9 protein-coding genes and 1 tRNA gene are annotated in these 12,078 nt (G+C 42.6%); 6 read left to right on the top strand and 4 right to left on the bottom strand.

The genetic code is table 11. The features are described 5' to 3' along the window. Nucleotides 1–55: 55 nt before the first annotated feature. Together QYT14_RS06675 and QYT14_RS06670 are read right to left on the bottom strand one after the other, a co-directional pair. Nucleotides 56–1,516 (bottom strand): aminoacyl-histidine dipeptidase, encoded by a 1,461-nt coding sequence (locus QYT14_RS06675; RefSeq protein ID WP_288324562.1) that lies wholly within the window; start codon nucleotides 1,514–1,516, stop codon nucleotides 56–58. Further along, on the bottom strand, nucleotides 1,513–2,517 hold the full coding sequence (locus QYT14_RS06670) for a lysylphosphatidylglycerol synthase transmembrane domain-containing protein (protein ID WP_237040294.1): 1,005 nt from the start codon (nucleotides 2,515–2,517) through the stop codon (nucleotides 1,513–1,515). Before QYT14_RS06670 ends, QYT14_RS06675 begins: the two co-directional genes overlap by 4 nt. Before the next feature lie 99 nt (nucleotides 2,518–2,616). Between QYT14_RS06670 and rsmA the strand changes: the two genes are divergently transcribed. The 3 genes from rsmA to QYT14_RS06655 all read left to right on the top strand — a co-directional run bounded on the left by rsmA (nucleotide 2,617) and on the right by QYT14_RS06655 (nucleotide 6,852). Beyond that, entirely contained in the window at nucleotides 2,617–3,462 is an 846-nt protein-coding gene (gene rsmA / locus QYT14_RS06665) for a 16S rRNA (adenine(1518)-N(6)/adenine(1519)-N(6))-dimethyltransferase RsmA (RefSeq protein WP_288324561.1), read from the top strand. 34 nt (nucleotides 3,463–3,496) lie between these two features. Next, entirely contained in the window at nucleotides 3,497–4,837 is a 1,341-nt protein-coding gene (mgtE, locus tag QYT14_RS06660; protein WP_237040296.1) for a magnesium transporter, read from the top strand. A gap of 209 nt (nucleotides 4,838–5,046) precedes the next feature. After that, nucleotides 5,047–6,852, top strand: coding sequence for a DUF349 domain-containing protein (locus tag QYT14_RS06655; protein ID WP_288324560.1), 1,806 nt, complete (start codon nucleotides 5,047–5,049; stop codon nucleotides 6,850–6,852). A gap of 722 nt (nucleotides 6,853–7,574) precedes the next feature. Here QYT14_RS06655 and QYT14_RS06650 read toward each other — a convergent pair. After that, nucleotides 7,575–7,645 (bottom strand) — tRNA-Gln (locus tag QYT14_RS06650). 360 nt (nucleotides 7,646–8,005) lie between these two features. Here QYT14_RS06650 and rsfS point away from each other — a divergent pair. The 3 genes from rsfS (at nucleotide 8,006) to QYT14_RS06635 (ending at nucleotide 11,302) form a co-directional block, all read left to right on the top strand. Further along, complete coding sequence (rsfS, locus tag QYT14_RS06645) at nucleotides 8,006–8,365, top strand: ribosome silencing factor (protein WP_237040298.1); 360 nt, start codon at nucleotides 8,006–8,008, stop codon at nucleotides 8,363–8,365. Nucleotides 8,366–8,382: 17 nt separating this feature from the next. After that, complete coding sequence (gene ftsH / locus QYT14_RS06640) at nucleotides 8,383–10,374, top strand: ATP-dependent zinc metalloprotease FtsH (RefSeq protein WP_288324559.1); 1,992 nt, start codon at nucleotides 8,383–8,385, stop codon at nucleotides 10,372–10,374. An 88-nt stretch (nucleotides 10,375–10,462) separates the two neighbouring features. Continuing rightward, nucleotides 10,463–11,302 carry a phosphatidate cytidylyltransferase gene (locus QYT14_RS06635; protein WP_288324558.1) on the top strand — a complete coding sequence of 280 codons (840 nt, stop codon included), beginning with the start codon at nucleotides 10,463–10,465 and terminating at the stop codon, nucleotides 11,300–11,302. Here the strand turns inward: QYT14_RS06635 and QYT14_RS06630 are convergent. Continuing rightward, complete coding sequence (locus tag QYT14_RS06630) at nucleotides 11,294–12,028, bottom strand: NigD-like protein (protein ID WP_288324557.1); 735 nt, start codon at nucleotides 12,026–12,028, stop codon at nucleotides 11,294–11,296. The genes QYT14_RS06635 and QYT14_RS06630 overlap by 9 nt on opposite strands. Between the last annotated feature and the right edge of the window lie 50 nt (nucleotides 12,029–12,078).

Raw genomic sequence — 12,078 nt, 5'->3', positions numbered from 1 at the left:
GCTGAATTCTAAGAATCCAGCCTCATCTGCAACTATCTAAATGAATTGATATTCTTTATTCTTTGACCGGCGTATTGCCCAATGTTGCCACTACGAAATCATAGAACTTGGCAACCGAAGGAATATAGCAACGTTCGTCGGGTGAATGAGGAGAACGCAGGGTAGGCCCGAATGAAATCATATCCAAACCCGGAACAACAGCACCGATAATACCACATTCCAAACCGGCATGAATCACTTTCACTTCCGGTTCCTTGCCAAACTGTGCCTTATACGACTCCTTCATTGCTTTCAAAATAGGAGAATCGACATTCGGCTCCCAACCGGAATAACCGCCTGTGCGTGTCACTTCCATACCAGCCATAGAGAAACAGCTTTCCAAAGAAGTATTCAGGTAGTCCTTCATAGAGTCGCGTGAGCTGCGGGTCAAAATCTTTATTTCCGCTTTACCGCCACCGATAGTGACAATAGCCAGGTTGGAAGATGTTTCCACGGTATCAGGAATAGTCGGAATCATGCGTGATACACCGTTCTGACAAGCATAGAGAGCATCAACCAGATTATCTCTGATTTCATCGGGAACCATCATTGCAGGCAGTTCGACACGCTCCGCCTTAAAGCTGATTGGAGTTTCGTGCACGTGGTATTCTTCATTCCACAAAGCCTCGCACTCTTGTACATATTCCATCACATCAGCTTCTTCTTCAGCCGGAACAGTAATCACCACTTCGCACTCACGGGGAATGGCATTACGCATATTTCCGCCCTGCCATGATACCAGACATGCCTCATCATAAGTAATCACCTGATTCATAAAACGTGCCATCAACTTATTGGCATTGGCACGGCCTTCGTTGATTTCAAGGCCGGAGTGACCGCCGCGAAGTCCTTTCAAGGTCACTTTCAAAGCAATATCATTAGAATCGGTTTCTACCTCTTTGTATTCCAAAGTGGCTGTCAAATCTTCACCACCTGCACAACCTATATATAATTCGCCTTCTTCTTCCGAATCAAGGTTCAACAAGATATCGCCATCCACTGTCCCCGGTTTCAAACCGAATGCACCAAACATTCCTGTTTCTTCATCGGCGGTAATCAATGCTTCCAACGGTCCGTGTGTCAGTGTCTTGTCCTCTAAAATAGCCATAATAGCAGCTACACCCATACCATTGTCGGCCCCCAATGTAGTACCTTTGGCTTTCACCCAATCGCCATCGATATAAGTCTGGATGGGATCGTTTTCAAAATCATGTACTGTATCGTTATTCTTCTGGGGCACCATATCCATGTGTGACTGAAGAATTACTTTCTTACGGTTTTCCATACCGGGAGTAGCAGGTTTACGATAGATGATATTACCTGCTTCGTCTTGAAATGTTTCTACGCCGATACTTTTTCCAAAGTTCAGCAAGAACTCTTGAATCTTCTTCAGATGGCCCGAAGGACGGGGAACCTGAGTCAATGAATAGAAATGCTTCCACACGTTCTGCGGAGCAAGAGAGAGAATTGTACTCATAACTTCTTAGTTTTATTAGTGAACGGCAAAGCCGCTAATCCATATATTCCCAACAAAATTAATAAAAAGGTTTGTATTCCATGCACTAATAGTGCAAAAATTCCTGCATCTTCTTTACCTACTCCATAGAGCATCATCATGGTTATGACCGCAAAATGCCACGGGCCTGCCCCGTTAGGAGTAGGAACAACGACCGCAATGCTACCGACAACAAACATCACCAGCGCAGCCATGATGCTCAGATTGTCCGAGAAATCAAAACAAAAGAAGGACACGTAAAATTGTAGGAAATAACAAACCCAAATGGCAACGGTATAGAAGATGAAAAGTGGCATCTGCTTCACATCTTTCAACGAAAGGATACCAACCCACACATTATGCAGGATACCTCTCACCTTTGCAAACACCGCCACATTCCTTATCAGAAAAAAGGCCAGCACACAGACAGCCAAAACACATATTATAATAATGTAGAAATGGGCAGAGGTCAATACATCGGTCAGCGCCCGCGTATCAGTTCCTGTCTCTTTGAAAAAAGTAGCGAACACGCCGGCTTGCAGCAACAATGTCACCCCCGTTATCAAAGCTACACAGAGGGTATCAATCAGACGCTCTGTTACCACCGTCCCCAAAGACTTGGAAAAAGAAGTGCCGTCATACTTTGCCAAAATGCCGCAACGAGAGATTTCACCCACACGAGGAACAATCAGATTGGCAGCATACGACACAAAAACAGCATACACACAGTCTGATGTTTTGGGATGCTCGTCCAACGGAGCCAATGTAAGTTTCCATCTCCACCCCCGGAAGATGTGACTGAACACGCCAAATACCAGTGAAAGCAGCATCCAACTATAATTCATCCCGCCATCCAATACCTCCCACACATGCCCGAAATTAAATCCACGGTACATCCATATCATTATCGCAGCTCCCAAAACCAACGGAAGCAGTATCTGCAGGCTCTTTTTTACAATCTTTTTTATATGAGTTCCTTCCAAAATCAACGTATTTTAAATTTATAATGTTTACCTTTGCACGATGCAAAGATACTATCTTAGCGAAATAAACCTATTTATTAATGATAGAAAAATAACGGAATGGGATTAGTCAAACCAAAAAAGTTTCTGGGACAGCACTTTCTTAAAGACCTGAGTATTGCAAAAGATATAGCCGATACGGTGGACGAATGTCCCGGTTTACCTATTCTCGAAGTGGGACCGGGCATGGGAGTATTAACCCAATTCCTGATGGAAAAAGGACGTGAAGTAAAAGTGGTAGAGCTTGATTTTGAGTCAGTTGCCTATCTGCGTGAGAACTTCCCCGCTTTGGAAGGGAACATCATAGAAGATGACTTTTTAAAGCTGAAACTGGAGAAGGTGTTTAATGGCAACCCCTTTGTTCTCACCGGTAACTATCCGTATAATATATCCAGTCAAATCTTTTTTAAGATGTTGGACTATAAAGACCTGATTCCTTGTTGCACCGGAATGATTCAGAAAGAAGTGGCCGAACGTATCGCCGCCGGTCCGGGCAGCAAGACTTATGGCATCCTGAGTATCCTGATTCAAGCGTGGTATAAAGTGGAATACCTGTTCACCGTGCACGAACATGTATTCAATCCGCCCCCGAAAGTAAAGAGTGCCGTTATCCGAATGACACGCAACGAAACGAAAGAACTGGGATGCAACGAAAAATTGTTCAGACTCATCGTGAAGACCACTTTCAACCAACGGCGCAAAACTTTGCGAAATTCCATCTCTTCAATTTTAGAAAAAGGAAATCCGCTAAGCAATGATTCGGTATTCAACAAACGACCGGAACAGTTATCGGTACAGGAATTTATCGAGCTGACCAACCGAGTAGAAGCCGCCCTGAAAGACAAAGCAGACATAAATTGCGGCAACGACATCGCCCGCAAGGGTGCAACAAGCAAAAAGGAATAACCTATTTATTTTATATTAACGGAAGAAAAATAGGATGAATAAAGAGGAATTAGAAAAAGTAGAACAGCTTATCGAGCAAAAGAACTCCGAGGAACTGAAAGGACTGCTCTCTGGCTTGCATCCTGCCGACATTGCCGAACTGTGCAATGAACTGGATGCCGAAGAAGCCCGGTTCATTTATCTGTTATTGGATAATGAAACGGCTGCCGATGTCCTCATCGAAATGGACGAAGACGCACGTAAGGATTTCCTGGAGATACTTCCTTCCGAAACAATCGCCAAGCGATTTGTAGACTACATGGACTCGGATGACGCCGTTGACATCATCCGTGAAATGGATGAAGACAAACAGGAAGAAGTCCTTTCACACATCGAAGATATAGAACAGGCAGGAGACATCGTCGACTTGCTGAAATACGACGAAGACACTGCCGGTGGTTTGATGGGTACCGAAATGGTCATCGTTAACGAAAACTGGAGTATGCCCGAATGTCTGAAAGAAATGCGTATTCAGGCAGAAGACATGGACGAAATCTATTATGTATATGTAGTGGATGACGACGAACGCCTACGCGGTGTATTCCCCTTAAAAAAGATGATTACCAGCCCTTCTGTTTCCAAAGTGAAGCATGTAATGAAGAAAGACCCGCTTTCGGTGCACGTAGACACTCCGATAGACGAAGTGGTTCAGTTGATTGAAAAATACGACTTGGTAGCAGTTCCTGTGGTAGACAGCATCGGCCGCCTAGTGGGGCGTATTACCGTAGACGATGTAATGGACGAAGTCCGTGAACAAGCAGAACGCGATTACCAGTTGGCATCCGGTTTGTCCCAAGACGTAGAAACGGACGACAGCGTATTCCGCCAGACCACAGCACGCCTTCCATGGCTGCTGATTGGAATGATTGGCGGCATCGGCAACTCCATGATTTTGGGAAACTTCGACAGCACCTTTGCAGCACACCCCGAAATGGCACTCTATATCCCGCTAATCGGCGGTACGGGAGGAAATGTGGGAACACAATCTTCCGCACTAGTGGTTCAGGGACTTGCCAACAGCTCCCTGGACGCCCACAATACATGGAAACAGATTGTTAAAGAATCAGTAGTAGCCGTTATCAATGCCACTATCATTTCCATGTTGGTTTATATTTATAACTTCATCCGCTTCGGAGCAACCGCCACCGTATCTTACTCGGTATCAGTCAGTTTATTTGCTGTTGTCATGTTCGCCTCCATCTTCGGAACCTTGGTTCCCATGACACTCGAAAAACTAAAAATAGATCCCGCCATCGCCACGGGGCCGTTTATCTCCATTACCAACGACATCATAGGCATGATGCTTTATATGGGCATTACGGTACTACTATCGTAATTCTCTTTCTTTATAATGTGCTTCGGGCACGGATTTCATACTCTGTATCATTATATTAAGTGTAACAAAGAATGAGATTCGTGCCCGAAATACAACATTTATCGGCCTAAAATAAAAAAAACAGGCAAAATAGTATGAAGTTCTAATTTATTTCTTTTAATTTGTAAATTGTTGCTATAACAAGAAAGCTCACTTTAAAAATCTATACGATGGACTCGAATGAAACTAATCGCCCTTTAACCGAAGTTCCGATGGACAAGACGCCCGAAACTTTGGTATCATCCCCCGCCCAAGCGGAAGAGAATGACACTATGTATGTACCTAAACAAACCAAAGAAGAGGTCATTGAACGTCTAAAAGAACTCAACGAGGATGCTTGCAATGCCGACAAACAAGAGTTGGACTTGCTGAAACAAACTTTCTACAAGCTACACAAAGCAGAACAGGAAGCGGCCCGTAAAACATTTATGGAAGCCGGTGGAGCACCCGAAACATTTGTAATGCCTTCAGACGACTCCGAAAGCCGTTTCAAGGAAGCCATGAGTTCCATCAAAGAGAAAAGAAGTGCCATGCTTGCGGAGCAGGAAAAAGAAAGAGAAGAGAACCTGCAGAAGAAACTGAACATCATTGAAAAACTGAAAGAGCTGTCCGAATCTCACGACGACGCCAACAAAGCCTACAATGAATTCAAAAAACTGCAGCAAGAATGGAATGAAATCAAGCAAGTTCCGGCAGCCAAAATCAATGAACTATGGAAGAGTTACCAACTTTACGCCGAAAAGTTCTACGATTTGATTAAGCTGAACAATGAATTCCGTGAATATGATTTCAAGAAAAACCTCGAAATAAAGCTGCATCTTTGCGAAGCTGCCGAAAAACTGGCCAACGAAGAAGACGTCATTTCTGCTTTCCACCAATTGCAAAAGCTGCATCAGGAATTCCGTGATACAGGCCCCGTAGCCAAAGAATTGCGCGAAGAAATCTGGACACGCTTCAAGACTGCTTCAACAACCGTAAACCGCCGTCACCAGCAGCACTTCGAAGCACTGAAAGAAAAAGAGCAACGCAACTTGGATGAAAAGACCGTCATTTGCGAAATTGTGGAAACAATGGAGTATGACACATTCATCACTTTCCAGGATTGGGAAAATAAGACACAGGAAGTTCTTGCCCTGCAAGCCAAATGGAAAACAATCGGCTATGCTCCGCAAAAAATGAATGTGAAGATATTCGAACGCTTCCGTTCGGCATGCGACGAATTCTTTAAACGCAAAGCAGAATTCTTCAAGTCTATCAAGGAAAATATGTCCGGCAATTTGGAGAAGAAGAAAGAATTATGCGAAAAGGCTGAAGCACTGAAAGACAGCACAGACTGGAAGACTACTGCCGAAGTATTGAGCAAATTGCAAAAGGAATGGAAAACCATCGGCCCGGTTCCAAAGAAATATTCGGAAATGATATGGAAGCGTTTCATCGGTGCTTGCGACTATTTCTTTGACCAAAAGAACAAGGCTACTTCTTCACAGCGTTCCGTTGAGCAGGAAAACATGGCACAGAAGAAAGAAATTATCGAAAAGCTGAGTGCAATCAACGCTCAAGAGACTCCTGATGAAGATGCCGGTAATACCATTCGCGAACTAATGAAGGAATGGAATGCTATCGGTCATGTCCCCTTCAAGGAAAAAGATAAATTATACAAGCAATATCACGCAATAATCGATAAGTTATTCGATAAACTAAACCTGTCTGCTTCTCAGAAGAGGTTGAGTAACTTCAAGTCAAATATTGGTAAAGAAGGTAATATATACCGTGAACGTGAAAAGCTGGTTCGTGCGTATGAAAATATGAAAAATGAAATTCAAACGTACGAGAACAACTTGGGATTCCTGTCCAGTTCGTCAAAGAAAGGCAGTAATCTGGTAACAGAAATGAATCGTAAAGTTGAAAAGCTGAAAGCTGATTTGGATTTGATACTGAAAAAAATCGAAGTCATTGACCAGTCAGTCAATAAATAAAGAATAAAAGAATTATTCTTATATCTTGATTCCGCCATCTTGATTAGAAGGGTTTCCTTTTATATTGAGATGGCGGTTTTTCGGTTAGTTATTATTCTTTTTGGGGAGGGGTAACATATCAAGCAAACACCTGTCCACAGGATGTTGTCTCCTCCGGTTTTCAAACGCTGCATACGCTTTGAACTCCCTAAGTCGTTTCATTAGTCGGACTAAGCGTTTTCGTCCTTTCGATTATGCCTTTCTGTCAGTCGGATTACTACAGTCTTCGGCAGCGGACTGTATAGTCTGCTACAGTAGACCGTACAGTCTGCTACAGTGGACCGTACAGTCCATTGCCGTAGTCTGTAATAATCTTCCGTTTAAAAGACCTTGGCCGACCCTATGAAACGGCTTACTCTTCCCTTTGATATCCACTAATTTGACTTGACCCGAAATATCGGGTTAATCTGAAAACCCTGTGGGTGATAAGCATGACCTCTGAGTTACAATGCTGACGTCCAATCAGGTGTTCGTCTGATGTACTTGATTTATAATACTTTGGAAGGATGTATGTTTTTAGCATTGCAGACTTTCAATGTTTCTCAAATATTATACCCACATATTTTTTGACTTGACCCGAAATATCCGCTAATCCCTAATTTTAAGATAGAGCCTGAAAAAACAAAAGCCCCTCTAAAACTTCAATTTCAGAGGGGCTTTGTCTTTAATAAGTAGTTTGTTTGTTGGGATACCAGGATTCGAACCTGGAATGACAGGACCAGAATCTGTAGTGTTACCATTACACCATATCCCAATGTCCTTTGCCAAAAGCCTTATTTCGTTTTTGACGGTGCAAAGATACCGCTTTTTCTGGAACCTACAAACTTTTACATAACTTTTTTCTAAAAAAAATGCATCCGCTTTAGTAAAACGGTCGAATCCCCACTCCTGCTTATCCAACATCACCACCTTGCCTTTCATAATATATTGGGGTAAAAACAAAGATACATTGAAAGCCACTCAAAGGATTAATCTAATATTAAAAGACTCTCTAACTAAAAAAAACAAAAAGGGTGCATATTTCAGGCACATTTTTTCGTTAGAATTAGAAAACCAAGTATCTTTGTACTTTGTTGTAAATGTAGACTATTGAGTAAAATTAGCATTAAATAGAATGAATGAAGCAAAGAACTTAGTAAAAAAAATAACAGAAGGTATTCAAGAAAAGAAAGGTAAAAACATTGTTGTAGCAGACCTTAGTGACATTGATGATACGATTTGCAATTATTTTGTTATCTGCCAAGGAAATTCTCCCAGCCACGTCACAGCGATTGTTGACTCGGTGAAAGAGTATGTGCGTATCGCAACAGATAATAAACCGACTGCCATAGACGGACTCCACAATGCACAATGGGTAGCAATGGACTATAGCGATGTCTTAGTGCATGTATTCCTGCCCGAAGTCAGAGATTTCTATAATTTGGAACATCTATGGGCAGATGCCAAACTTACCTATTTACCTGATTTAGATTAATCTATGATAGAAAAGAAATGAGTGAAACTAATAATAACAACAAGCCTAAAATAAATATGCCACGCTTCAATTTAAGCTGGTTATATGTTATCATCGCAATGAGCTTTGGTATCCTCTATTTTTCCAATCAAGAAGGGGGAGTAGACAAGCAAATCACTTATACCGAGTTTAAAGACATGGTGAACAAGGGATATGCGGATAAAATCATTGCTTATGATAACAATACAGTTGAAATGTTTATCAAGCCTGAATATATAAAAGATGTATTCAAGAATGATTATAAGAAAGTAGGAAGAAGCCCCTTTCTGAACGTAGAAATCGGTTCGATGGAATCATTAGACAAGTTTTTGGAGAAAGCTCAGGAAGAAGGCCATTTCACAGGTTCAATCAGTTACGAGAAAAAACGTGACTATTTCGGTGCTCTATTTTGGAATATCGCTCCTTTCTTGCTCTTGATCGGTATCTGGATGTTTGCCATGCGCCGTATGAGCGGAGGCGGGGGTTCGGGTGGCGCCAATCCTTTTAACGTGGGTAAAAGTAAAGCTCAGGTATATGAGAAAGGAGACAAGACCAACCGGATTACATTTAAGGATGTAGCCGGCCAAGCTGAAGCAAAGCAGGAGGTGGAAGAAATTGTAGAGTTCCTGAAACAACCGCAGAAATATACGGAACTTGGAGGTAAGATACCTAAAGGTGCCTTGCTTGTAGGCCCTCCGGGAACCGGTAAGACTCTGCTTGCAAAAGCCGTGGCAGGTGAAGCGGATGTTCCGTTCTTCTCATTGTCTGGTTCTGACTTTGTAGAAATGTTTGTCGGTGTAGGTGCTTCACGCGTTCGTGACCTTTTCCGTCAGGCCAAGGAAAAAGCTCCCTGTATTATCTTCATCGACGAAATTGATGCAGTGGGACGTGCACGTGGCAAAAACCCGAGTATGGGTGGAAATGACGAGCGCGAAAACACACTGAACCAATTATTAACCGAAATGGACGGCTTCGGTTCTAACAGTGGCGTCATTATTTTGGCCGCTACCAACCGTGTAGACATCCTCGATAAAGCATTGCTTCGCGCCGGACGTTTCGACCGTCAAATTCATGTTGACTTACCCGACTTGAATGAACGTAAAGAAGTGTTCGGTGTACATTTAAAGCCCCTGAAACTGGACCATTCGGTGGATGTGGATTTATTGGCCCGTCAGACTCCGGGATTCAGCGGTGCGGATATTGCCAATGTATGTAATGAGGCTGCCCTGATTGCCGCCCGTCATGGAAGACCTGCCGTAGGGAAACAAGATTTTCTGGATGCGGTAGACCGTATTATCGGCGGTTTGGAGAAGAAAACCAAAATTATGACCGCTGAAGAGAAGAATACGATTGCTTTACACGAGGCCGGTCATGCCACCCTTTCATGGTTTCTGGAACATGCCAATCCATTGATTAAGGTCACTATCGTTCCGCGTGGCCGCGCTTTAGGTGCTGCGTGGTATTTGCCGGAAGAAAGACAAATCACCACTAAAGAACAGATGTTGGACGAGATGTGTGCCACTTTAGGCGGACGTGCCGCTGAAGAGTTGTTCACCGGACATATTTCAACCGGGGCCATGAACGACCTGGAAAGAGTGACCAAACAATCTTACGGCATGATTGCATACGCCGGAATGAGCGACAAGTTGCCTAACTTATGTTATTACAGCAATGACGAATATTCTTTTAGCAAACCATACAGCGACCGTACAGCCGAACTTATTGACGAAGAAGTCAAACGCATGATTAACGAACAATATGATCGTGCCAAAGCTATTTTGTCCGAGCACAAAGACGGACACAACGAGTTGGCTCGTCTTCTGGTTGAAAAAGAAGTTATTTTTGCCGAGGATGTCGAGCGCATATTCGGTAAACGTCCCTGGACTTCACGCTCAGAAGAAATTATGGCTGCTGAAGAAGGAACTTCAAAAACTATAAAAGTAACTGAAAACTTTGAGGAAAAGGAAACTGAAGAAAAGAAAAAAGCATAAACAATAAGTATTGCCATTCCATATTTTCAATTCAAGGCAGACAAAGAAAGTATGGGATGGCATTAGTCTATTACATAATCAAATTACCATGAAAAACAATTTCATGCAACGTGCCATTACCGGGATTATTTTCGTAGCAGTATTAATCGGCTGTATATTAGGAGGTCCTATCTCATTCGGCATTCTGTTTGCTATTATCAGTGCAGCAGCCATCAATGAATTTGGCAATTTAGTAAACAAGCAAGAAGACGTGCAGATGAATAAGCGTATCTGCATCTTAGGAGGTATATTCTTATTTCTATGCTTTTTCTATTATGGCATCAATCCTGCCCAAACAGGTATATTCGTTCCCTATCTGGCATTAATCATCTATCTGATGGCGAGCGAACTGTATCTCAAGAAGAAAAATCCGTTGAATAATTGGGCTTACGCCATGTTCAGCCAAATTTATCTTGCATTGCCGTTTGCTTTATTAAATGTATTGGCATTCCATTCTGATGAAGCAACCAGCATTTCACAATACAATCCTATTCTTCCTCTCTCCATCTTTATTTTTAATTGGGTTAATGATACGGGTGCTTATTGTACCGGAATGCTTTTCGGGAAGCACCGTTTATTTGAACGCATCTCACCCAAGAAATCATGGGAAGGTTCTATCGGCGGCGGTGTATTCAGCATTATCGCTGCTTTCGTCATGGCTTATTTTTTCCCATTTATGTCAATGGGAGTATGGGTAGGACTGGGATTGACTGTCGTCGTATTCGGTACATGGGGTGACTTGAGTGAGTCACTGTTCAAGCGTCATCTGGGATTGAAAGACTCCGGAAACATTCTGCCGGGACATGGTGGAATACTTGACCGTTTTGACAGTGCCATCCTCGCTATCCCGGCAGCAGTAGTTTATTTATATGTGATATCTCTATTTTAATTCCGATAAATCGAACGGAGTGAATGAGGGAACAGCCTCATCCGTCAGCGGATAAGAAAAAGTATATGTTTTCTCATTTCCGGCGGATGTCTTAACCAATACTTTTAATCCTTTCAGACTACTATTGGAAGGTCCGTATTTGCCCAATTTAAATGAGACCATGCCGGGAACTAATCTTCCGGCACTTCCATTACTATTATAACGAAGCTCCAAATGAGCATATCCGTCATCCACCAAAGGAATCATTTCATTAAACACCAAGTTTAAAATCGGTTTCTGCGGATTCGGATAGTTCAGCATAAAGCGTACATTCAGATAATCGTCGGAAGGCCAGATATCCCTAACCTGCACCACCTGATTTCCAATACTGTCCACATTCTCTACATTCAGTGAAAGGACCTCTTGCACAGGCACCATCGTATAATCATTCAAACGTATATTATAGCTGAAACCATCTTCACCGGGTTGCAACAAGCTAAAACTGCCAAACACACGTTCGTCTGCTTTAAGATCTTTGTAAGGAACAAGGGTTTGTACCACCCACATCTTCTTGCCGTTATCCAAGACAAAATAAGGAGCGTCATACTGAGGCGGACGTTCTACCGTTGCCATTCCTACCGCTACTGTAGCATTGGGATAATCATCGTCATCATTTCCACAACCATAAAAAGCAGATACACCAATAAGAAGTCCTGCCATCAAAAAACTTTTCAATTTATATTTCATATACTTCGGGATTTAGGTTCATTATTCCCGAAACAACAAAACTATCCCCT

The organism is uncultured Phocaeicola sp. (assembly GCF_948499155.1).
Lineage (GTDB): Bacteria > Bacteroidota > Bacteroidia > Bacteroidales > Bacteroidaceae > Phocaeicola > Phocaeicola faecalis.
The sequence above is the reverse complement of the archived record's forward strand: the minus strand, read 5'-3'. Positions and strand labels throughout refer to the sequence as shown.

Coding starts and splice junctions, on each gene's coding strand:
- QYT14_RS06675 (WP_288324562.1), bottom strand. CDS start 1,516: ATGAGTACAATTCTCTCTCTTGCTCCGCAGAACGTGTGGAAGCATTTC.
- rsmA (WP_288324561.1), top strand. CDS start 2,617: ATGGGATTAGTCAAACCAAAAAAGTTTCTGGGACAGCACTTTCTTAAA.
- mgtE (WP_237040296.1), top strand. CDS start 3,497: ATGAATAAAGAGGAATTAGAAAAAGTAGAACAGCTTATCGAGCAAAAG.
- QYT14_RS06655 (WP_288324560.1), top strand. CDS start 5,047: ATGGACTCGAATGAAACTAATCGCCCTTTAACCGAAGTTCCGATGGAC.
- rsfS (WP_237040298.1), top strand. CDS start 8,006: ATGAATGAAGCAAAGAACTTAGTAAAAAAAATAACAGAAGGTATTCAA.
- ftsH (WP_288324559.1), top strand. CDS start 8,383: ATGAGTGAAACTAATAATAACAACAAGCCTAAAATAAATATGCCACGC.
- QYT14_RS06635 (WP_288324558.1), top strand. CDS start 10,463: ATGAAAAACAATTTCATGCAACGTGCCATTACCGGGATTATTTTCGTA.
- QYT14_RS06630 (WP_288324557.1), bottom strand. CDS start 12,028: ATGAAATATAAATTGAAAAGTTTTTTGATGGCAGGACTTCTTATTGGT.